This is a genomic window from Vibrio ezurae NBRC 102218 (genome assembly GCF_000467185.1).
Taxonomy (GTDB): Bacteria; Pseudomonadota; Gammaproteobacteria; order Enterobacterales; family Vibrionaceae; genus Vibrio; species Vibrio ezurae.
Genome location: NZ_BATM01000026.1, coordinates 47,396 through 70,564 on the forward strand (window position 1 = coordinate 47,396; position 23,169 = coordinate 70,564).

At 43.5% G+C, this 23,169-nt stretch carries 13 protein-coding genes and 1 tRNA gene; 11 read left to right on the forward strand and 3 right to left on the reverse strand.

The genetic code is table 11. The features are described 5' to 3' along the window. Nucleotides 1–85 precede the first annotated feature (85 nt). Nucleotides 86–466 (reverse strand): glycine cleavage system protein GcvH, encoded by a 381-nt coding sequence (gene gcvH, locus VEZ01S_RS09930; protein ID WP_021713911.1) that lies wholly within the window; start codon nucleotides 464–466, stop codon nucleotides 86–88. A 224-nt stretch (nucleotides 467–690) separates the two neighbouring features. On the opposite strand from gcvH, the gene VEZ01S_RS09935 reads away from it, so the two are divergent. The 6 genes from VEZ01S_RS09935 (at nucleotide 691) to VEZ01S_RS09960 (ending at nucleotide 6,333) form a co-directional block, all read left to right on the forward strand. Then, a complete protein-coding gene (locus VEZ01S_RS09935; protein WP_021713912.1) occupies nucleotides 691–1,314 on the forward strand; it encodes a helix-turn-helix domain-containing protein in 624 nt (207 codons plus the stop codon). 153 nt (nucleotides 1,315–1,467) lie between these two features. Continuing rightward, entirely contained in the window at nucleotides 1,468–2,586 is a 1,119-nt protein-coding gene (gcvT, locus tag VEZ01S_RS09940) for a glycine cleavage system aminomethyltransferase GcvT (RefSeq protein ID WP_021713913.1), read from the forward strand. Nucleotides 2,587–2,594: 8 nt separating this feature from the next. Next, on the forward strand, nucleotides 2,595–2,879 hold the full coding sequence (locus VEZ01S_RS09945) for a putative quinol monooxygenase (RefSeq protein WP_040890671.1): 285 nt from the start codon (nucleotides 2,595–2,597) through the stop codon (nucleotides 2,877–2,879). A 23-nt stretch (nucleotides 2,880–2,902) separates the two neighbouring features. Then, a complete protein-coding gene (locus VEZ01S_RS09950; protein WP_021713915.1) occupies nucleotides 2,903–3,520 on the forward strand; it encodes a fumarylacetoacetate hydrolase family protein in 618 nt (205 codons plus the stop codon). Nucleotides 3,521–3,807: 287 nt separating this feature from the next. After that, nucleotides 3,808–5,046: a cytosine permease gene (codB, locus tag VEZ01S_RS09955; protein ID WP_021713916.1), complete on the forward strand. Its 1,239-nt coding sequence runs from the start codon at nucleotides 3,808–3,810 to the stop codon at nucleotides 5,044–5,046. A gap of 9 nt (nucleotides 5,047–5,055) precedes the next feature. Next, on the forward strand, nucleotides 5,056–6,333 hold the full coding sequence (locus VEZ01S_RS09960; protein ID WP_021713917.1) for a cytosine deaminase: 1,278 nt from the start codon (nucleotides 5,056–5,058) through the stop codon (nucleotides 6,331–6,333). A gap of 577 nt (nucleotides 6,334–6,910) precedes the next feature. On the opposite strand, the gene VEZ01S_RS09965 is transcribed toward VEZ01S_RS09960, so the two are convergent. Next, nucleotides 6,911–9,709: a polysaccharide lyase 6 family protein gene (locus tag VEZ01S_RS09965; protein ID WP_021713918.1), complete on the reverse strand. Its 2,799-nt coding sequence runs from the start codon at nucleotides 9,707–9,709 to the stop codon at nucleotides 6,911–6,913. A 741-nt stretch (nucleotides 9,710–10,450) separates the two neighbouring features. Between VEZ01S_RS09965 and VEZ01S_RS09970 the strand changes: the two genes are divergently transcribed. Further along, nucleotides 10,451–10,525 (forward strand) — tRNA-Gly (locus tag VEZ01S_RS09970). 533 nt (nucleotides 10,526–11,058) lie between these two features. Here the strand turns inward: VEZ01S_RS09970 and VEZ01S_RS09975 are convergent. Beyond that, nucleotides 11,059–12,429 carry a TolC family outer membrane protein gene (locus VEZ01S_RS09975; RefSeq protein ID WP_021713919.1) on the reverse strand — a complete coding sequence of 457 codons (1,371 nt, stop codon included), beginning with the start codon at nucleotides 12,427–12,429 and terminating at the stop codon, nucleotides 11,059–11,061. A 258-nt stretch (nucleotides 12,430–12,687) separates the two neighbouring features. Here VEZ01S_RS09975 and VEZ01S_RS09980 point away from each other — a divergent pair, with 258 nt between their 5' ends. The 4 genes from VEZ01S_RS09980 to VEZ01S_RS09995 form a co-directional block, all read left to right on the forward strand. Then, nucleotides 12,688–14,358, forward strand: a complete 1,671-nt coding sequence (locus tag VEZ01S_RS09980) for an ABC transporter transmembrane domain-containing protein (RefSeq protein ID WP_021713920.1) — start codon at nucleotides 12,688–12,690, stop codon at nucleotides 14,356–14,358. Further along, complete coding sequence (locus VEZ01S_RS09985) at nucleotides 14,351–16,444, forward strand: peptidase domain-containing ABC transporter (RefSeq protein ID WP_021713921.1); 2,094 nt, start codon at nucleotides 14,351–14,353, stop codon at nucleotides 16,442–16,444. Before VEZ01S_RS09980 ends, VEZ01S_RS09985 begins: the two co-directional genes overlap by 8 nt. Beyond that, nucleotides 16,437–17,765 carry an HlyD family type I secretion periplasmic adaptor subunit gene (locus tag VEZ01S_RS09990; protein WP_021713922.1) on the forward strand — a complete coding sequence of 443 codons (1,329 nt, stop codon included), beginning with the start codon at nucleotides 16,437–16,439 and terminating at the stop codon, nucleotides 17,763–17,765. The genes VEZ01S_RS09985 and VEZ01S_RS09990 overlap by 8 nt, the downstream gene beginning before the upstream one ends. 298 nt (nucleotides 17,766–18,063) lie before the next feature. Further along, nucleotides 18,064–23,169: beta strand repeat-containing protein (locus tag VEZ01S_RS09995; protein WP_021713923.1), on the forward strand; the 5,106-nt coding region annotated here is incomplete at its 3' end.

Here is a 23,169-nt window from a genome sequence, read left to right on the forward strand (position 1 = left end):
TTTAGGTGTCTCTAAATGGCAAGATCCCCGCAACCGCGGGGATTTTTTAATTTATTGTTTTTACTCAATAAACTTGGACTATAGCTTACTCGTCTTCGATGCTTGCTAGGTAGTCTTCAGCGTTTGTTAAGTTGTCTAGCTCTGATGGATCTTCAAGCTTCACTTTAACAATCCAACCGCCTTCATACGGTTCTTCGTTGATTAATTCAGGGCTGTCTTCTAGCTCTTCGTTAATTTCAACAATTTCACCCGTAATTGGAGCGTAGATATCAGAAGCTGCTTTTACAGATTCAACAAGAGAGAAGCTATCGCCAGCTTCAATGCTGTCTTCTACTTCTGGTAGGTCGACAAAAACAACATCACCAAGCATTTGTTGAGCGTGCTCTGAAATACCGATTGTTACAGTACCATCACCGTTGTCTTTCACCCACTCATGGCTATCAGCAAACTTTAGAGTGTTGTCCATTTTGAATCTCCAACTTAATCAGATTGAATTAATAAAAATCTTGTATTGAAGATAAAATAAACTGTGTTGTGTACATTCTCAAGTCGAAATTTCCTATTGGAAACAAAAAAACCAAGTTTGCTACTTATTTCTCATTAAATCTTCTCTTATGCTCTTCATACAACGAGGCTTTTAGGGCACACTTTTTAATAAGATAATTTTATTAAATTTATATGAAGGGCCTCATGAAAGAACCGATATTGGATGAATATCCATCGCTAAGCGTAGAGAAGTCCTCCGTTGAAAACAGTGTTGAGCCTTTAAAGCTGGGCGATAAAATCAAATCGATTCGCAGTCAGTTGGGTTTAACACTTGAAGAGGCGAGTCAGCGTACAGGACTGGCTCGTTCAACGTTAAGTAAAATTGAAAATGAACAAATTAGCCCGACCTTTCAGGCGATGCAAAAACTCGCTAATGGCTTAAATATTGACATGCCACAATTGTTCGCACCGCCTGAAAATAAAGGTGCGAGCGGTCGTCGAGATGTAACATTAAAGGGTATGGGTAAACCTCACCCCACGGTGACTTATGAGCATGAACTGCTGGCTACAGAGATGTCGCAAAAGAAAATGATGCCATTTAAGTCTGTGGTGCATGCGCGCAGTTTTGACGAGTTTCAAGGCTGGGTTCGCCATGATGGAGAGGAATTTTTATTAATACTTTCTGGCGAAGTTCTTTTCTATTCAGAGTTTTACGAACCTTTGGTACTTGGCGAAGGTGACAGTGTTTATTATGACGCAAATATGGGACATGCGCTGATTTCACGCAGTGAAGAAGACGCACAAATCCTATGGGTTACCGCTAAATAAACCCTGCTGATGTAGTGGTTGTGTTAAGGGATGAAGTTTCCTATAGTGACAGCAAACGTTTGCTTTGATTAAGAAACGGAATCAATCATATAAAGAATATGTGGCTCTAGACTGAATCGAATGTCGGGACTAGAGCGCGACTAAGGAGAGACAATGACTGAAGTTTTACTAAAGACTCCACTGCATGCTGTACATGTAGAGCAAGGCGCAAAAATGGTCCCTTTTGCAGGCTACGATATGCCTGTGCAATATCCTTTAGGGGTTAAAAAAGAGCACTTACATACACGTGATGCAGCCGGTCTTTTCGATGTTTCCCATATGGGACAGCTGCGCCTAAAAGGCGATAACGCAGCGGCGACACTAGAAGCTTTGGTTCCTGTTGATATCATTGATTTGCCAAATGGCAATCAGCGCTATGCTTTCTTTACCAATGAACAAGGCGGCATCATGGATGACTTGATGGTGGCTAACCTTGGCGATCATCTGTTTGTTGTCGTAAATGCGGCATGCAAAGAACAAGATATTGCGCACTTGCAAGCCAACCTTCTAGAAGGTGTGGAACTGGAAGTGATTGAAGACCGCGCTTTGCTTGCATTGCAAGGCCCGAAAGCGGTGGACGTTTTAGCGACTTTAAACCCTGCGGTTAAAGATATGGTGTTTATGGATGTGGCGCGACTTGAGCTACTTGGCGTTGAATGTATCGTCAGTCGTTCAGGTTACACCGGCGAAGACGGCTTTGAAATCTCAGTACCTAATGCACAAGCGGCTGCATTAGCCAACACACTCACTGACTCTGATTTGGTGGAATGGATTGGTTTAGGTGCTCGTGATTCACTTCGTCTTGAATGTGGTCTTTGTCTTTACGGTCATGATCTTGATACAACAACGACACCTGTTGAAGCGAGCTTGCTTTGGGGGATCAGTAAAATCCGTCGCGCTGATGGTCAGCGTGCAGGTGGTTTCCCTGGCGCAGATATTATCCTTGAGCAAATTGCGACAAAAGATGTAAAACGCAAACGTGTTGGCCTTGTTGGGCAAACCAAAGCGCCAGTACGTGAAGGCTGTAAACTGTTTGATGCCAACGATGTTGAAGTGGGCATTGTCACCAGTGGTACAGCGGGCCCTAACGCAGGTAAGCCGGTGTCTATGGCGTATGTGCGCAGTGATTTGATGGCGGTAGGCACAGAGATCTTTGCCGAAGTGCGCGGTAAAAAACTGCCGATGACGGTTGAGAAAATGCCGTTTGTACCTCAGCGTTACTATCGCGGATAATTACCACAGTGGCTAAGGTGATATTGTCAGGCTACATTGTTGTGCCTGATAAAGATCTTGATGCTGTTCTCCATGCTTTGCCTGAGCACATTCGTTTGACTCGGGCAGAGTGTGGCAATATGACTTTTCGTGTTCAGCAATCAACTGACACACCACAACGCTTCGATGTCTACGAAGAGTTTATCGATAAATCCTCCTTTGAATTTCATCAACGCCGAGTAAAAGACTCGTTTTGGGGCAAGGTGACTGCCGATGTTTCTCGACACTATGATATTGTTATAGCAACAGAATAATTCAGATATAAGGGTTTCAAAGCATGCCATTAAATACGGTTCGCGCTCTAAATCAAATTTATACGCCAAGTAAAATTGTCTGTGTTGGCCGCAACTATGTGGCTCATATTGAAGAGTTAGGAAATGAAATCCCTGAGGATATGGTCGTCTTCTTAAAACCTAATTCATCCATTAGCACAACTTTACACAGCGACAAAGGTGAAGCGCTGCACTATGAAGCCGAGCTGAGCTTTTTGGTGAAAGAGGGTGAGTTTAAAGCGGTGGCATTGGGGCTAGATCTTACTAAGCGCGAGAGTCAAACTCGCCTCAGAAACAAGGGTCTGCCTTGGGAGCGCGCTAAAGCATTTGATGGCTCTGCATTATTCTCTGAATTTGTTCCATTTGAATGCATAGGCGAGGGGTTATCTCTGGAGCTTTGGATTAATGATGTTTTGATTCAACAAGGTGGCGTTGAGTTAATGTTATATCCACCGGACGTCATTAAAGATCAGCTTGACCAGTTCATCACACTTGAAGATGGTGACATTGTCATGACAGGTACGCCAAAAGGTGTAGGGGTTGTGCACAAAGGGGATCGTTTTGTTGGACGAGTACTACAAGCAGGGCAATGTATTGTTGAGCAGATCTGGGTGGCAAAATAAAATTTGATAATTTCAGTGTATGCTTTCGTTACATCTTCCCTTCCTTTTTATACGTAACTATGCACATGTGGGTTTGTATCACTTACCATTATTCTTCAATACTTTTCATTCGATTATGAAATACTTAAGTCGTTGTTATATAATGCTATTTTATTATTTAAAGTAAGAGCAAACGTTTGGCTTTCTTAAAATGGATTGACTAAGTGATATATACGCTCATAATACCGTCCGTTTGTGTGAAATTCACACATACATATTCATGAAGTTTATGTAATTCGGAGATAAAAATGGCAAGTGACAACAATTATAGTCTTGGTCCGGTTCCGGCACAGGCTAGAAAGGGCATGGCATCGCTCACTATGGTGATGTTAGGACTTACTTTCTTCTCAGCAAGTATGTGGACAGGTGGTTCACTGGGCACAGGGCTAAATTTCAACGATTTCTTCCTTGCTGTTATTATCGGTAACCTTATTCTCGGTATTTACACTTCTTTTCTTGGCTACATCGGCGCTTCTACTGGACTTTCTACTCACCTACTTGCTCGTTTCTCTTTTGGTACTAAAGGTTCATGGTTGCCGTCGGCATTACTTGGCGGCACTCAAGTGGGTTGGTTTGGCGTGGGTGTGGCCATGTTTGCTATCCCTGTGCAAAAAGCGACGGGCATTGATACCAACATATTAATTATCGTATCTGGTTTGTTAATGACGGGTACGGTTTACTTTGGTATTAAGGCGCTAATGGTGCTGTCGGCTATCGCCGTTCCTGCTATTGCGGTATTGGGTGGATATTCGGTTTTAACCGCAGTGCACTCTGTAGGCGGCGTAGACCAATTGCAACTTATCCAGCCTGAAACACCAATCGATTTCTCGGTTGCGTTAGCGATGGTTGTGGGTTCATTTATCAGTGCGGGTACGTTGACTGCCGATTTTGTGCGCTTTGGTAAAAAAGCTTCTGGCGCAGTAGTGATCACTATGGTGGCATTCTTCATCGGTAACTCTTTAATGTTTATCTTCGGCGCGGCAGGCGCGGCTGTGACAGGCCAAGCGGATATCTCTGATGTGATGATGGCTCAGGGCTTATTGCTTCCTGCAATTGTGGTATTAGGTCTTAATATTTGGACGACCAATGAGAATGCGCTCTACGCGTCAGGTTTAGGTTTTTCTAACATTACTGGCCGCTCAAGCACCATGCTTTCTATTATTAATGGCTTGATTGGTACTGTATTTGCTTTGTGGCTGTACAATAACTTTGTGGGTTGGTTAACCTTCTTGTCGTTGGCGATTCCACCGATTGGCGGCGTAATCATTGCTGACTTTGTGATGAATAAAGAGCGTTACAAAAACTTTGCTAAAGCTGAGTTTGTCACTGTGAATTGGGCCGCAATTATTGCGGTAGCGATTGGCGTGGCAGCGGGTGCATTTATCCCAGGTATCGTGCCTCTAAATGCGGTATTGGGCGGCGCTATCTCTTATGTGATATTAAACCCAGCGTTAAACAAAAAATCACTTGATAAACAAACGGCGTAACGGTGCATTATGACTTCACTATTAATTAATAACGCTCGCTTGGCGGATAACAACGATCTGCAACAGATTTTAATCGAAGACGGTAAATTTAAGCGCATTACTGATGCGAACTCGATTACCGGCTTTAATGGCAAAACGCTAGATGCTGAAGGTGGATTAGTGGTCGCTCCTTTTTGTGAGCCACATATCCATTTAGATGCCACGCAAACAGCGGGTGAGCCTAGCTGGAATATCTCTGGTACTTTATTTGAAGGGATTGAGCGTTGGGCTGAGCGCAAACAAACGCTCACCATTGAAGACGTAAAATCTAGAGCAAAACAAACCTTAAAATGGCAAATAGCCAATGGTATTCAGCATGTTAGAACTCATGTTGATGTCTCTGATCCTACGCTATTGGCACTGCGCGCTTTAGTCGAAGTGCGTGAAGAAATGAAGCAATGGGTAGATATCCAAATTGTGGCATTTCCTCAAGAAGGCATCTTGTCTTACCCTAACGGTAAAGAGCTATTAGAAGAAGCCGTACAGCTTGGCGCGGATGTCATTGGCGCTATTCCACACTTCGAATTTACTCGTGAATATGGGGTGGAATCGCTGCATTTTGCTTTTGAATTAGCGCGTAAATACGACTGCTTGATTGATGTGCATTGTGATGAAATTGATGATGAGCAATCGCGATTTGTCGAAACACTAGCGGCATTGGCTCATAAATATCAAATGGGCGATAAGGTGACGGCAAGTCACACGACTGCTATGGGCTCATACAATGGGGCTTACGCTTCTCGCTTATTCCGTTTGCTTAAAATGTCAGGCATTAGCTTTGTGGCAAATCCGCTAGTGAATACTCACTTGCAAGGTCGATTTGATGATTATCCTAAGCGTCGCGGTATTACCCGAGTTAAAGAGATGCTACAAGCGAATATCAACGTCTGTTTTGGTCACGATGATGTGTTTGACCCTTGGTATCCATTGGGCACTGCAAACATGCTTCAAGTGCTGCATATGGGGCTACATGTCACGCAAGTGATGGGTTACGATCAGATAAACCAATCATTAGATTTGATCAGCACCAACTCTGCCAAAGCGTTAAACATTCAAGACCAATACGGCATTGAAGAGGGCAAACCCGCTAGCCTTCTTATCCTTCCTGCAGAAAATGGTTTTGACGCTGTGCGTCGCCAAGTTCCTGTGCGTTATTCTGTTCGTCACGGACAGGTGATTGCAGAGACCAAACCTGCACAAACATCTATCCACTTAGATGAAAGCGAAGCAGTGACTTATAAGCGATAATGCTTAAATAGCAGGCGCAATCCTTGGTATTTATTGAAGGGTTGTGCCTGCAAAAAAGACTTCTTTCGAACGCTACAAATACCACCGAAAACTCAAGTTATTATTTCACTTCGAATACGCTGTAATTCTTTTTATTCCAACTGCTTATGAATCTTCAGATATTACTCTTCTCTGTATGCCCTTTCTTTTTGTAGCCATAGTTATTTTAGGTTCTGTATTGCTGAGCTACACAGGTAGGATGGCTTACTTATAATGCCTCTTCTTAATATTACCCATCTATAAATGCCGTAGAAAAGCCACTACGCAAAGCATTCGCTTCCTGATAAGCCATAACTCTATAATCAAAACGTTCAACGCTGTTGCTACGCTAGAATCTACAATTGATGACTAGGGTTGCTATAAATTAAGTCTATGACGGTTTTGCAGAGGAGTAGTACTAAGGGCTGGGAAGTAGTAGAAGACAATGAGTTTTAATAAGCTTGTAGGGCGATAGTGACAAGAATAAAGTGACAAGAGTAAAAAAAGGCACCTCAAACGAGGTGCCTTTGGCTAGTTATAATTAACTAATGATTATTTATTAGTTTTTTGGAGCATTTTGGTCAGTACGAGTAGCTAGGCGTACTTCATCAAAGTTTGCAGTTAAGTCGTCACCTGCCTTGGCTTGGTAAGTAAGTGCGAAGTGGTCTACACGAACTTCAAGTTTGCCACCTTCATCACTACCTGTTTCATTGTAGTATTTATTCGATTGAGCTTTATCAGCTTCAACAATTAAGTTGGCAAATATTTCTACACTACTGTTATTTTTAGTATTGAAGGTTTGAGACACTTCTTTGAAGCAATCTTTATAAGTACCTTTCGGTGCATTTGCTAAGTCTTTGTTGTGGACCACTGAGTGAGCTATTGTTGTACCTTGTAGTGATTGTGCTGCTTTAGTTTTGGCACCAAAGTCAAGGCTTGCAATAGAGTCATTCCCCATTTTGTCACAGTAGTACATAGAGAAAGTAACGTCTGTGTTAGTTGGCAGTCCATCTACAACTTGGCTTATACTAGGGTGTGTAGTGAAATCATTTGTAGCATCGTCACTATGTTTGAAACGTAGGCGAACAGAGCCTTTTGTTGAAAACGCACTATCGCTTGAAGAGTCAATATAGCCACCCTCTATATGTTTAGTCCAGTGATCCATACTTTTATTGTTGAAGTCAGCGTTAGCAATTGGAGCGGTTACAGTGACGTTTTCAGGAATGCTTAATGATAAATCTACACTTGTTGCTGATTCAGAATCATAAGGCACAGTTACCCATTTGTATTGCTCTCCAGACACATCGCCTTTGGTTAATTCTTTACCATCGATAGATAGCGCATAATTACCTTTAACAAAAGCACTTAGCTCGTAGTGATGATCTGGTAGAACAGCGAACTGTTGGCTAATAGAACCGTTGTTAGTAAGCTCTAATGTCTGACCAGAAAATGCATGTGGGCCTGTAACTACTTGAGTATCACCTTTAGCATTTGTCCAACTATCTAGTCCTTTTTCGAAGTTACTATTTTCAATTGGCGCAGTAATCACAATTGGAGCAGGTTTTGTAATTTTGTAGCTTACTGGACCCACATCTGCGAAAGTCAGTGGTTTCACTTTAATTTCAGAGGCGTTGGGTTCATCCGCACCGATTGTAGTAGTAGCGCTACGTTGTTGACCATCCATATCATAGATAGGATTTAGCGTTTGATAGTCACCTTGTGTTGCTACAGTAAGATCTGGGCTATTCGATGTTGGACGGAATAAGTGGTCAACACCGCGTGCTAGAACCGCTGATTCAAATCTGTTTTGAGATGCTAAATCAGATTGTTTGATTCCATCACTATCCGCAACTTGTTGGCCTGAGAATAGGTTACCAATAATTTCTGAATTTCCTGGTAAACCACGGTCAGAGCTTTTAAATACTGGACCAATCGCTTGTTCAACAATGTTGTGGTCAATGAAAACATGGTTTGGTTGATGTGATTTACCGCCACCATCTAGGTTAAAGCTATTTACACTATCCACAATGGTGTTGTGAGAGACATGAACATCTTGAACTAATTGGTAGCCATTGCCGGTACCATTGCCATCTTTTTGATCACTATCAGAACCTAATAGAACAATACCACCGTGGTGAGTTGAGCTTAAGTAACGTGCACCTTCTATGTAGTTGTTGTTCACTTGATGGTCAGAGTCACCGATACGAATACCGCCCGCTAGTGGGTAACCTTCACCAAGAATGAAGTTGTTTTCAATGGTGTTGCCGTGACCGTGACGGTTGGTAAGAGAACCATAACTATTACGGATAGTATTGAAACTAATGGTGTTGTGACTGGCTTTGTTAGAGATAACTTCAGCTTCACCTTGAATGTTTTCAAATAGGTTACCAACAACAAAAGAGTTACTGTCTTCACCATGGGTTTCACTTAAACCAGTACGAATGGCTTCGTAGTCGTTATCGCTTGAACCCGCGTAGATTTTGCCATCCGCTGGTGGACGGTTTGCAAAATAGTTTTTATAAACGACAATTTTATGCGCACGGTGTTCAGGAGTTAAACCATCCTCCCGAACTAGAGAAACCATAGGATTTTTAATAGTTTTACCACTAAAAATATTATGGTCTAACCAAGTACCACCACCGTAAACTTTAACTAAGTTACCGTAGTCATTTTCACCTACAGCATTTAGTACTGAAACCTCAGTAATACGACAGTCTTGACAAATATCACTGCTACTTAGACGAGTATTAATCAAAGCACTGTCAAATTTTACACCATCAAGCACGAAGCCTTGGAATTGACTTTTCTCACCACCCATTGCAACGGATACTTCGCCGCCTTTAAGGATTGCTTGGCCGGGATGTTCTGCAGCAACTTTAAATCCGGAGATTTTTAGTTCAAGGTCTTTATCATAGGTACCGTCAGCTAAACACAGGGTTGTATTTGCAGTCGGTTTCGTTGTGTTGTCTTCATCTTTAAGCGCGTCAACAAGATCCTCAGCAGCGTCTTGTAGTTTACTTACTGATTGAAAGGTTTCTGTACAATTAACACTAGGAGTCATTACAACGCCAGACGGAATGCCTGAACTTTCAAATATAGAGTCGTTTTGGTTTTCAGGTTGTATTAGAGCAATGCCTGTTGGAGCTGGTGTAGTCGTTGGTGCTTTAACTACTTCATTGGATTGAGTCGTTGGTGCTTTTACAACTTCTGGAGTTTTCGTATTTGATTCGGTGACTACTGGCTGAGAAGCCGTTACTGGCTCTTTAACTTGAGTTTGCGATGTGGCATTTGTATTAGATTCACTGTTACACCCAGCGAGTGCTAATCCTATTAAAATGGCGAGTGCATGTTTGTTCATTGTTTTCTACCTTTTGGGAATATCTATGAACTGAAGCTTACTCGTCGGAACATCTTAAACAGTGATGTAAGTCGTGTTTTAAATTCACACTTTAGCTCAAATTTTAAGCGGCTATTTATTTTACAGTGTTAAATATAATCAAAATCAATGATTTATAATTGTTACACTTAGAACAATCCTTTTGTATTATTTAATTAGTAGTGTGATGAGGATCGATATATTTTGTTACACTTTTTTCTGGGGAGAGGCTCGTATGATGAATTTATATTCGCTGAGTTGCGCATTCATATGCTATTTATTTGCTATGTTTTGTTGACTGTGCCGGCCTAAAAGCCAATGAAATTCTATCTTTTTAAAGCGTGTATATTTAGGGCGAAGATTGGAGTTCATTTGGCGTAAAGTGTGCGTTTGTTTAGGAAGTGGTGAGTGCTCTTCTAAAATTGACCGAACATGCCACTTTGCCATGGCATGTTCTTAAGGTTCTCAAAGCTCTATATTGCACCACTAGAGAAGCGCTTTATTGTAGGTTGAAGGGTTAGTTGAACTGTGAATGTGTTAGATATAGCGGTTAGCGCATTTAGACCTTTCAACATAATAGAGAGGCGACTTGATGTCAGCTTGTCTTTTTTTTGCACATAGTGTCTGAAAAGCATTCAAACAGATTGTAAATACGCAAATTTATTCAATTAGCGCTTTTATTTTCAAATTATTATGGCATATTAACTCTCGTCAACACGATGTGCGTGCATCGTATAATGGCTATTACCTCAGCCTTCCAAGCTGATGATGCGGGTTCGATTCCCGCTGCACGCTCCAATCTCTTCTCTTCTTTACTTAACTCAATTATTTACTCATTCATAGATGATACTAACAGGTATAACTATGCACTTAGTAATAGTTTGAAACTCCATAATACGCTCGTTTTTATCTAGCTAACGGCTTGTTTAACTTTACTCTCTGAAATAGATCCATTCTTCGCTTATCATCATCAAACACGAAGATGTTGCATTCGATCATTCGCTGCCTGCCATATATTCCTTTGCCGTGCGTTAAAGAAAACTGCAATACTCGACAGTGTGGACAAGAGCAGGTCATTGGAGTGGATAAATTAAAAAGACGCAACTGAGTAGCAAGAAGACTGATCGATCGTAAAAAACCATCATTTCTTTCGTAAAACATCTATAGCAAGTTGCTATGAATTTATGCTCAGAGTATGACTAAGCTTCATGGCGTCCTATATAGCAGGTAGGGGCGTTTGTTATGGAGTTTGGAATCAGCGCAAGGCGATCTGAGAGCGACTTCAGCCAAAAGGCCAAGAGTAGCCTTTTGGCTGAAACCGTTAGGGGATATTAGCTTACTGGGGTATCGCTATCGTTTTTGTGGGGTGATTCTAGCCCTGCATTAATATCGAGGATGTCTTGCTCTGTTAGGCTACCAGCGGCTAATTTCACGCGCAGACCTGCGGTAATGTAGTCGTAGCGTGCATCAGATAAGCTGCGCTGTGCTTCAAATACGCGACGAGAAGAGTTGAGTACGTCAACAATAGTACGAGTGCCTACACGGAAGCCTGAGAGGGTGGCTTTGTGTGCAGCTTGTGCGGATTTTAGCACTTGCTTATAGGCAATGAGCGCGCTGTAAGAGGCGGAGACATTGTTGTTGTAGGCGCGGATATTCGCATCCACTTCGCGGTATTTATTTTCAAGTTTTTGGCTGGCGGTAATGTATTCGGCTTGCGCGGAAGCGGTTTTAGCCGAAGTAGCCCCACCATTGTAAACAGGGACACTTAGCGTAAGACCGGCTTTAAGATCATTGCCATGGCTATGATCAATAGGTGAGCGGCCCCATGCATTTTGATAGTCTTCGTTCCCATAAGAAGCGTTAAAGTGCAAGCTAGGCAAATGACCCGAATTGGCTGACTTGATGCGATCTTGGGCAACATCTTTTTCGATGCGAGCGGCAAGCAGCTCAAGGTTTTTCTCGTGGGCTTCTTTGATCAGTGCATTCGAGTTTACGGTGTTTTTAGCTGGGCTGAATCGCTTTGAATTGAGCGTGTCAATTTCATCATAAGGCTGATTAGTGATCTTTCGTAGCTTTTCATAGCTGTTGGTCAGATCGTTTTCTGTCAGTACTTCGGTAGCGAGTACGGTATCGTATTGAGCTTCAGCATCATAGACATCGGTAATCGCCGCAAGCCCTGCGTCGTGACGCTGCTTAGCTTGATCCCACTGTTTTTTGGTCGCTAATTTTTCTGCTTGAACCGATTTTAGCTCATCTTGGGCTTTTAATACGTCAAAGTAGGCTTGTGCAGAGCGCATGATGAGTTCTTGCTCGGCTGCAGCATAATCAGCATCCGCTTGGCGAGCCTGTTTTTCTGCAATATCAAGATCAATCCAGCTAGAGCGAAGATATAAGTCTTGATCTAAAACGATCTTCGCTCCCGTGGTGTATCCATCACTATACGGCTTGTCGCCGGGAGTTTCGAAATAATGGTCACCTAACTCACCTTCAGCTGTGCCCACTAAGTTTATCTGCGGTAACAAAGGAGCACGTTTAGCATCGACATTGGCAAAAGCCGCATCTTTATCAGCTTTGGCGGTTTGGACTACCGTGTCACTAACCTTGGCCTGAGAATAGATTTCTGACAGGTTTGTTGCGGCTGCAATTTGTGGCGTGGCAATAACGCCACAGGCAACAAGTAGGGGTAGTGGGATTTGTTTCATAGCTTCAACCGGAAATCGCAAGTAAAAAGAGAGTAATTTAAATTTGCTATATAATGCCTAGGTATTTATTATTTTACACGTTAAATTTAATATTGGAATGACTTACTAGTCCAAGATGAATGCCGTTTATTTTATATAAATAACCCGATTTATGTGCACTCATAGTAATAGCCAAATAGGTAGAATGAAATCTTAGAATTCATTCATAGCGGTTAGGTTAGAAACTTACTCGATGATGCACTTGAGCATATATAGCCAATGAAACGAAATTTCCGACTTTTCTTTAATCGTGACAGCAGTTTATTTTTCCTGCTTCTGATTTCACTTTTTATTAATATTTTGTCACTAGCAATGCCATTTTCGTTATTGCACACTTATGACCGAATTTTACCGAATCAAAGTTATGATACCGCGACTATCCTATTTATTGGGGTAATTACCGCTGTATTTTTAGAGGGTTTCTTACGTTACTTTCGTAGTTGGTTGATGGCTTCAGCTGCTGCCAATTTTGAACTAAAGGTCTCAAAAGAAGTCATTAGTTCACTCTTTAAGAGTGACTATAAGCGACTGGCCGATATGAATGTGGGTCGTATTTTCAATGGCGTTAGTGCTATTGGTCATATGCGGGATATGTACTCCGGTCAGGCAAAAGTGGCGCTGATTGACCTTCCTTTTGCGTGTTTGTTTTTATGGCTCGTTTATTTCATCGGTGGAGATCTGGTATTCATCCCCATTGCTGTTTGGGTCTGCGTGACTTTGATGATCCTGTTCTTAGGTCGCAAACTGAAGAAGCTCACCACATCCCTTTCACTGACAGAAAGTCAGCGTACACGTATTTTTATCCGTGTTTTTTCCGGTCTGACAAGTGTTAAAGCACTTGCTCAAGAAGCCGAACTTTCTGCCTCTTTTCGACATACCAATTACCGATTACAGCAACAGCAAAAACGCGTTGATTGGCTGTCAATCCGACTTCAAGAGTGTATCGGCGGAGCATCACAAGCCACGACCTTATTAATCATTATGTTAGGGGCACTACTTGTTGTTGATGGACACATGACTACGGGCGGATTGACCGCCTGCTCAATTTTAGCGGGTCGTGCGGTCGCACCGTTATCGGCCATTATTGGCTTGTATACTCGCGTTGCTTCTGCAGAGGTGGCAAAAGAAGAAGTACTTGAACTCATCAATATTCCAGAGGCTAAGTTTACTGGGCAAGTGGTATTGGATGAACCACTGACATCAAGTGTCCTTTCTTTTGATGGCGTAAAAATGCCTGTGGCGAGTAAGGTGCTAACGCTTGATGGAATTACGGTGCCAGAGCATTCCCTTATTCAAGTGACTTCAGACTCGTTGTACTTTGCCAGCGAAGTATTGTCTATGGTTGTAGGGCTTGAGCCTCCTGCGGAAGGTGAAGTGCGTATTGGGTCGCATAATATTTACGACCTAGAATATGATGTTTACCGTAATGCTGTGGTGTTGGTGTCCGCATGGCCCAATTTATTTTCAGGTACTTTACTTGAGAACATGACAATGTTTACACCCGAGTTAGAGGCTGATGCTATGGAAATAGCAGATAAATTAGGCCTAACAGCCACACTGGCTGAACTGCCTTCAGGTTATCAGACTCGTATTGATGAAAGTGGTACAGAAACCTTTAACAAGGGAACGATTAAGCTTATCGCACTGGTGCGCGCTTTAGTGCAAGACCCCGCATTTTTAATGCTGGAGCAACCTTTTCTCTCATTAGATATTCCGTCTGCTGAATTAGTTACGCAGGTCCTCAAAGATGAAAAACAGAAGCGCAGTATTTTTGCGACAGGCTATGTTAGCCCACAGAGCATGGAATATGACTACATATTGAGTATTGACGCAACCGGTGAGGGACAACTGCTAACAACCCCGACAGTGAATGGGCAAGATAATGGATAAAATGGTCGCAGAACCTGAAAATACGCTGCGCAGTATTGCAGTGACTTTCTTAAAACAGGTGGGCATGCATGCACAGGCACGAAATGTTGCTAAAAACCCACACCTTGAGCATATGTCACCACTCGAGTTAGTGGAACAACTTAAAAAGTTCAACGTCACTTATACCATAGATATTCCACATCAAGATCAGCTGGAAGATACGCATTACCCTTTTATTGGGATAACCTCATCACGTGAAGATGACGGGGAGTATCACGCCACTTTATTTCGACGTAGCGGTAAAACGTTTCAGAAGCAAACCCCCGCAAGTCGCCGCTGGCAAGCTGTTGATTTTGAAGAAATAAGCCAATTTAGCCATATTGTAGTGTTGGAGTCTATTCCCAGCAAGCAGCTATCCGTTCGCACCTTTGTTAAGGAAGTGAATTTGCGCAAAAAATGGTATTGGCCAGTTCTTGTCTTAACCTTTATGTCAACGCTCACAGGCTTGTCCATTCCCCTTTTTACTATGTCTGTTTATGACAAGGTTATTGGTGGACACCTTGTTGAAGTATTGCCTGAGCTCGGCATGGGGGCGGCGATAGCAGTCTTTATTTATGTGGGGGCGCGACTGGCTCGTGGCTATATCTTATCTAAGGTAGTGACAGAGTTTGTGCGTGAAATCTCAAACGTTACTTTCCATCGACTTATTCATATGCCACTGACATTACTTGCTCGAGTGGGTATTACCAACCACATTAACCGAATGAAAAACACGGAGCGCGTACGTTCTATGTTAGCCGGTACTGTGGGGGGAAGTATGTTGGATCTGCCCTTTGTCATTATCGTATTAATTACGATTGCAGTGCTGGCGGGTTGGTTAGTACTGGTGCCTATTGTGATGATATTGCTGCATAAATTGGTGTCGTATTTGTTGACTAAATTTACCAACGCCGCTTTGCCTGCTATCTACAATGAACATCAAGATGGTATTACCGAACTATCAAAAAATATTCTGTTTTTGAAATCAGGTGGTAATGCCGAAGGTTGGATTCAGCGCCTTCATCGTTTAAACCGTGAAAATAGTCGCCAAAACTTTATGTTTGCGAAACGCAATGGTCTTTATGGGGCAGTCAGCCATGTCATGACCATGATTACGGGGCTGGTGACTATTTTTGTGGGTATTTTCTTAGTGTTAAACCACAGCATCACCTCGGGTGCTTTGATTGCGTGTGTGATGTTGATTTGGCGCATAACAGGCCCTGCAGCCATGGTGCTTTCGTCATCACTTAAGATTGATATGCTAAAGAGCGCCGTTGCTCAGTTTGATGGCTTTTTAACGGTACAAACGGAAAATAATGAGTTGCGTCTGGACATTCCTGACATGGATAGTGCACCTGCGGTTAGCTTCAAAGGTGTGACTCTACGTTATGATGCAGAATCTGCTCCAGCCCTTTCAGGAGTTGAGTTTGACGCGCTTGCGGGAGACGTTGTCGCAGTGCTTGGCCCGAATGGCTGTGGTAAATCGTCTTTACTGATCACGACGTTAGGTGTGCTAGAGCCGCAAGCCGGTTACATATCGCTAAACGGACGAAATATTCGTCAGTATGATCCTCAGGTGTATCGTACTTGGTGCAGTTATTCACCCGCTGAAACGCAATTGGTTGAGGGGTCTCTGGCTGACAATATTCGCTTCCAAAAGCCTTCTGCAACAGATGAAGAGATTGTTGCTGCACTACAGCAAGCAGGGGCTCACGCTCTTCTTGAGCTGGTGGAGGGCGACATACATGCGCCGATATTTGCAGCGTGTAATATTATGCTACGTTCTATTGACGCAGAGGCTATTTCATTAGCTCGCGTTATCGTTTCTGATTCTAACTTTATTTTGATGGACGAACCGGTCGCTGCGGGTAACCCGACAGTGAAAGCTGCTTTTATCGAATTTATTAAGTCTTGTAAGGGGACAAAAACGTTGATTTTCTCAACCCACGATCAACACCTTTTACCTTTGGTAGATAAGGTTGTGGTTTTGGATAAGGGTGCAGTGGCCTTTGCTGGTCCTTTACCAGAGCAAGCGCCAGTTGAAAATCAAGGAGAAGCTAATGCGTAATCGTAGAAAGTCTGAGGGTGACGATTGGCCAGATTATGAGTTTTCAAATTCGATTGAGTCCATAAAAGATCGCAGACTCATTCGGCGTGTCGCTTTGTTGATTTGCTGCGCAATTGCTATTTTGCTGGTGTGGTCGACTCACGCGACAGTCGAAGAGATTTCAAAGAGTAAAGGGCAGATTATTCCTTTAGGTCATAAGCAGGTTATTCAATCTGAGAGTGGCGGTACCATTGCTTCAGTCGATGTTGAAGAAGGGCAAATGGTGAAAAAAGGCCAGCAGTTGGTGCATTTTGTCTCCGAGAAAAATCTGTCAACAAAAGATGAATTAGAAGTTAAGCGCGCTAATTTTGAAATGAAGATTAAGCGATATGATGCCTATATCAATAAGAAACCGCTGGATCTTACCGAATATGCAAAAGAGTATCCTGAGCTTACAGCAAACCATATTGAAGCTTTTGATAAGATGAAGGAAAAGCGCGAAGCGGTTGAAAAGGTGATTGAGTCTGAGATAGACAAGACCAATGCCGAATTAAGTGGGGTGTTAGAAGAATTACCTTCACTGCGTAATCAGTTAAAAGCTTCGCATCGTATGTACTTGTTGATGAAAGAGGCTGGGCAGAATCAGTCTATATCTGAAGTGAAGTTCTTAGAAACCAAACAAAAGTACGACTCTTATCAGCAGCAGGTAAACTCGCTTAACAGCCGTTATCAAGTACTTAAAAGTACGCTGGATAACTTGAATAAACAGCTTATTCAAAAGGATGTTGATTTAGTTGCAGAGGTATCAGAGCAGCGTACCGAAGCGCAGACGGATCTTATTGCAATGGATGCACGTCTGCGCTCTAGTGCTGCCGATGTGAAAGATGATGTGGTGAAAGCACCAGTAGAAGGGGTGATTCAATCTATTCCCACGACGTCTGCAGGAAGCGTGGTTAAGCCCGGCGGTATGGTAGCGGTTATCGTACCTGTGACAAAACAAGGCTTGATGGAAACCAAGCTATCTCCTCGTGACATTGGTTTTGTGCAAGTAGGGGATATGGCACGTATTAAGATAGATGCTTTTGACTATTCCCGTTATGGTTCATTGAAGGGGGTTGTCGAGAGTATCTCACCGACAACGGATCAAGATGAGCGCGGAGGCGTTTACTATAAAGTGAAGATTTCAATTGCGAAACCTTATTTTGAAAAGAACCCAGAGTACCTTAAGACAATTCCAGGTATGACAGGCGAAGCCGATATTATAACGGGTAAAAAAACCGTATTTGAATACCTGTGGAAACCTGTATTTACTAATATAACAGGTGCGTTTAATGAACGATAAGTTTTCATATATAAAACATTTAACGTTTGCGCTTTAAATATTAACTCTACATTAAAATGCTGAGTCATTATTTTAAATAAATTAACGTTATTATTCAGATAATTAACCCTGACATTAAAATGTTAGGGTTTTTTTTATATCTATAAAATAAATTGGTATTATATGAGGTAAGAGAGAGTGACTTATTAAGTATGAGATAAAACGTGATTTTTATCTGCTTGAGTCTTCTATCAGTTAATTACCTATTTTGTGCGAGTTTTATTTAAATACCGCAGTGAAATAATGCAAAGGAACTACCATGGCCAAGAAACCTGAAGTAACGCCCGTCGATCTTACTATCGCAAAAGCGAAAGAGCAGCAAAAGCAAGCCGAAAAATTGCGTGCCTCTGAATTGCGCTATGACGAGGGTGATACAGTGCTGCCTATAGCAGATATGGTTTTAGCTGAGCCAAAGGCGGTATTTGCTAAACACACACCACACCATATACAGAATCCACCACAAACAGCTGATAAAGCTGAAGCCGTTCAGGGTGCGCCACATCAAGGGCTGGATATAGAGCCTCCGGTTGTGTCACATCAGTCGCAACATGTTTCTCCTAGCAAGCCTGTATTTACGGGTAAAGTGGTGGCGAATAATGGACATGCGCAGCAGTTTCTTCCTACACGTACTGAAACCACTCACGGTATTGTAGACGTTGCCGCAACGGGTGCTTTTAATATTTTTGCTGGTGCTGGCACTTTAGTTGCGGGCGGCGGTATTTTTATCGCGCGCCAACTTGTCGATGGACATGAAGTTGGGCACCCAGTGACATTTACCGTAGGCTCTGCGGGTGCGGTTGTGATCGCAGGGGACAGCGCGGCGGTATTAACAGAAGATGTTGCTGTTAAAGCGGGTGACTTGGTTGCCTCTGGTGCATTAGTGGATAAAACTGAGGGGCCTGCGGCGTTTCAAGCCTATTCACATGACGGTAAGTTTGGTTCTTTAAACATGGATAGTGATGGTCACTGGCAATATCATGCTGATGATCATCAAAGCGCGATTCAGTCATTAAAACCGGGTGAGTCGATTACGGATACTTTTACTGTTGCGACTAATAGCGGTATTGATTCGACAGTAACTGTTGTCATTAAAGGTTCTGAAGATAAAGCCATTATTGCAGGCGTACATACTGGTGACGTGACTGAGGATGTGCAGGTTCAAAATGGTCAGTTACACACTGATGGCCAGTTAAGCATTACGGATAATGACCATGATGATGCTTATTTTATACCGCAAGCTGTCTCTACAAACCACGGTGAATTTACTTTAGATAGCCATGGCCATTGGCACTTTACTGCGAATAACACCGATCCTGCTATCCAGCAACTTGCTGAGGGTGAGACGTTCACCCAAGCCTTTACGGCTGTATCAAAAGATGGCGGCACCACACAAGAGGTTGTGGTTACCGTACATGGCACAAATGATGTTCCTGTACTGACAGTATTGCAGAATTCTACCAAATCGGGTCAATTGCACACCACGGATATAGATGTCACTGACACGCATACTTATGGGATCCTTGGGGGTGTTGCTTCCGCTCAAAATATTGTGGCGCAAGGTATTTATGGCGATCTAACTGTAGATACAGTGACAGGTGAATACCGCTATAAGATCCATGCCGATGCGATTAATAATGGGCATGGCATGAACTATGATCCCAAAACTCACACTTATTCTGGCCAGGATAGCTTTGAAGTTTCAACAACGGATAATCATGGTGGCTCTGCGACTCAATATTTAACCTTTTCTCCAACGGCATCACTAACAGCGCCGACGGTTACAGGTGCGAAGCCGATTGTTCATTACTCTGTATCAACTCCAACACAGGTTTCATCCATAGCGCCAACGGCACCAGTAAATACACCGGCACAGCCGACAATAACAATTGATGGTTTAGATCCCACTACCGATTCCGGTACTGATCATACCGATGGTATTACTGATAATTCGAACCCAACTGTAACAGGCGTTGCCGGTATTCCTTTCTCCCATGTCACGATCGTTGATGGAAAAAATCTTGACGGTACTGACAAGGTAGTGGGTTCTGGGTATGCCGATGTAAATGGTCACTACAACATTGTTGTAGGGTTAGGGCAATCATCATCTACTGCGGGATCGCATCATGATCTGACGGCTACTGTGACTGATCTTTCAGGGCAAGGTGGTTCGAGCACATCATCAACTCCAATTGTGATTGATCAGCATACCAGTCAACCTACGGTTGATCTTAGCGCAACTTCTGACAGTTTTGCCGGTACGGGAACCAACACAGATAACATCACCAATGTCGCCACGCCAACCCTAACTCTGGGTAACATTGATACTGATGCTCAACATGTTGAGGTCATGGTTGATGGCCACTCTATCGGTAGCGCCAGTAATCACAATGGTGTGTGGCAGATCACTGTACCTAAATCGTTCATGAGTGAAGGCGATCATGCTATTACCGCAACTGTGACCGATATTGCTGGCAATACCAACACTTCAACGGCTCTGACGGTAACTATAGATCAACATGTTGATTCGCCAGACGCTACCGATTCGGTCATTGAAGATACTCGCATTACAGCAACGGGCGATGTAAACCCACATGCGCAAGCAGGCGATTTCGTTACTGTCATTAATGCAGACGGTCAGCATGGTCATTTTGATGTCAAAGCGGACGGGACTTATACCTACACATTAGATAACGCAGCGGCGCAACATCTTGCGCAAGGCGAATCAGAAACAGATAGCGTTCAATACACTGTAACCGATACCGCTGGTAATACTAACACTGGTGAAATCACGGTTACTATCGACGGTACTAACGACATCCCGCAGCTTCATATTACCCAAAACGCCAATACAGCAGGCACGCTGAGTACAAACGATGCGGATACTCACGATACACATACTTATGGTGCGATGGGTGGCACAATAACGGGCACGAGTGTTGTTGCCCATGGCACATTCGGTGATTTGACGCTCGACAGTACCACTGGGGTATACAGTTACCAGATGCATGCTGATGCTATTCATCAGGGAATGAATTATGACCCTAAATCAGGTGTTTATAGTGGACAAGAGACCTTTGAGGTAAGTACAACAGATAATCACGGCGGCTCAGATTCTCAGTTCTTAACTTTTGCTCCAACAGTCACAGTCACTGCTCCAGCAACTGTCGGTCATCAACCAACAGTGACAAACAGTGTTCCAACTCAAGCACAATTGACAGCAACGGCTCCGACAATACCGGTACAAACACCCGCTACACCCACTATAACGTTACATGGTTTAACGACCAGTACAGATAGCGGTAGCGATCATACTGATGGTATTACGTCTAATCCAACCCCTACAGTGACCGGAACAACGGACATTCCGTTTTCATTGGTGAAGATTACCGATGGTAAAAACTCTGACGGCAGTGATCATATTGTAGGTTCTGGCTACTCTGATGCTCATGGCCAATTTGATATTGTGGTGGGCCTTGGTAAATCGTCAACGGCTGGTGGCACTCATCATGATTTAACCGCCAAAGTGATTGATCCATCGGGACATGATGGGCATACAACAGGCAGTACAGCCATTGTGATTGATCAGCACGTTGATACGCCAACGGTTGATTTAAATACAAACTCAGATACGCACGGTGCAAACACGACAGGGACTAATACCGATAACCTCACAACGGATACAACGCCGACCTTTACGCTACAAGGTGTAAATACAGATGCTGCATCAGTAGAGGTGTTTGTTGATGGTAAATCTGTAGGCAGTGCAACGCACACTGGTACTGACTGGACATTCACATCAGCGGGTTTAACTGATGGCGATCATAAAGTGACCACAATGGTTACTGACACAGCAGGCAATACTAGTGCAATGTCGTCACCGTTGACGGTTAAGGTTGATACAACTACATCTGTTGATGCAGGCTTTACTGACAACTTGATTAGTAATACTGAGCAATCAGCGACGATCATCACCGGTCACGTAGAAGCAGGCGCTCATCTTGATACATTAGTGATTACGGACGGTGCAGGTCATCATCTAGATGTACCGACTTCTGGTATTACAGTGAAAGCTGATGGTAGCTTCACCACCACCGTCGATTTAACGACAGGCAACTTCACCGATGGTGCGTTAACGGTTACGGCATCTTCAACGGACAAAGCAGGCAACACAGCGACTTCTACACCCACGCACAGTACGCTAGATACAGGCGTTGCGACGCCAGCAGTAGATCTTAATGCGACTTCTGACAGTCATGGTGCGAATACTACAGGTACAGACACCGATAACTTGACAAAAGACACCACGCCAACGTTCACGTTAAATGGTGTGGATACGGATGCTGCGTCTGTTGAGGTATTTATCGATGGTAAATCTGTAGGCAGTGCAACGCACACCGGCACTGGCTGGACATTCACGTCGGCCGCGCTAACTGATGGCGATCACAAAGTGACTGCGGTGGTCACTGATAATGCCGGCAACACCAGCACCACCTCTCCAGCGTTGACGGTAACGGTAGATACTCAAACTGCTGTGGATGCAGGCTTCACCGATACGCTTATTGGTAGCGGCGAGCAAGCAAAAACAGTGATTACTGGTCATGTAGAGGAAGGCGCTCACCTTGATACGCTAGTGATCACGGACAGTGCAGGTCATCATTTAGATGTACCGACCTCTGGTATTGCCGTGAAAGCTGATGGTAGCTTCACCACCACAGTCGATCTAACTTCTGGCAACTTCACAGATGGTGCGTTGACAGTCACTGCATCTTCAACGGACAAAGCGGGTAACACAGCGACTTCTACACCCACGCACAGCACGTTAGATACGGGCGTTGCGACGCCGACAGTCGATTTAAATGCAAGCTCGGACAGTCATGGCGTAAATACCACAGGTACTGACACCGATAATATAACAAAAGACACCACGCCAACGTTCACGTTAAATGGCGTGGATACAGATGCTGCGTCTGTCAAAGTCCTTATCGATGGCAATCCTGTGGGTAGTGCAACGCACACGGGCACTGGCTGGACATTCACATCAGCAGCGCTAGCTGATGGCGATCACAAAGTAACTGCGGTAGTCACTGATAATGCCGGTAACACCAGCACCACGTCTCCAGTGTTGACGGTAACGGTAGATACACAGACGGCTGTGGATGCAGGCTTCACTGATACGCTAATTGGTAGTGGCGAGCAAGCAAAAACAGTGATTACTGGTCACGTAGAGGAAGGCGCTCACCTTGATACGTTAGTGATCACGGATAGCGCTGGTCATCATCTTGATGTACCGACTTCTGGTATTACAGTGAAAGCTGATGGTAGCTTCACCACCACCGTCGATTTAACGACAGGCAACTTCACCGAT

Coding starts and splice junctions, on each gene's coding strand:
- gcvT (WP_021713913.1), top strand. CDS start 1,468: ATGACTGAAGTTTTACTAAAGACTCCACTGCATGCTGTACATGTAGAG.
- codB (WP_021713916.1), top strand. CDS start 3,808: ATGGCAAGTGACAACAATTATAGTCTTGGTCCGGTTCCGGCACAGGCT.
- VEZ01S_RS09985 (WP_021713921.1), top strand. CDS start 14,351: ATGGATAAAATGGTCGCAGAACCTGAAAATACGCTGCGCAGTATTGCA.
- VEZ01S_RS09935 (WP_021713912.1), top strand. CDS start 691: ATGAAAGAACCGATATTGGATGAATATCCATCGCTAAGCGTAGAGAAG.
- VEZ01S_RS09960 (WP_021713917.1), top strand. CDS start 5,056: ATGACTTCACTATTAATTAATAACGCTCGCTTGGCGGATAACAACGAT.
- VEZ01S_RS09965 (WP_021713918.1), bottom strand. CDS start 9,709: ATGAACAAACATGCACTCGCCATTTTAATAGGATTAGCACTCGCTGGG.
- VEZ01S_RS09975 (WP_021713919.1), bottom strand. CDS start 12,429: ATGAAACAAATCCCACTACCCCTACTTGTTGCCTGTGGCGTTATTGCC.
- VEZ01S_RS09950 (WP_021713915.1), top strand. CDS start 2,903: ATGCCATTAAATACGGTTCGCGCTCTAAATCAAATTTATACGCCAAGT.
- gcvH (WP_021713911.1), bottom strand. CDS start 466: ATGGACAACACTCTAAAGTTTGCTGATAGCCATGAGTGGGTGAAAGAC.
- VEZ01S_RS09990 (WP_021713922.1), top strand. CDS start 16,437: ATGCGTAATCGTAGAAAGTCTGAGGGTGACGATTGGCCAGATTATGAG.
- VEZ01S_RS09980 (WP_021713920.1), top strand. CDS start 12,688: ATGAAACGAAATTTCCGACTTTTCTTTAATCGTGACAGCAGTTTATTT.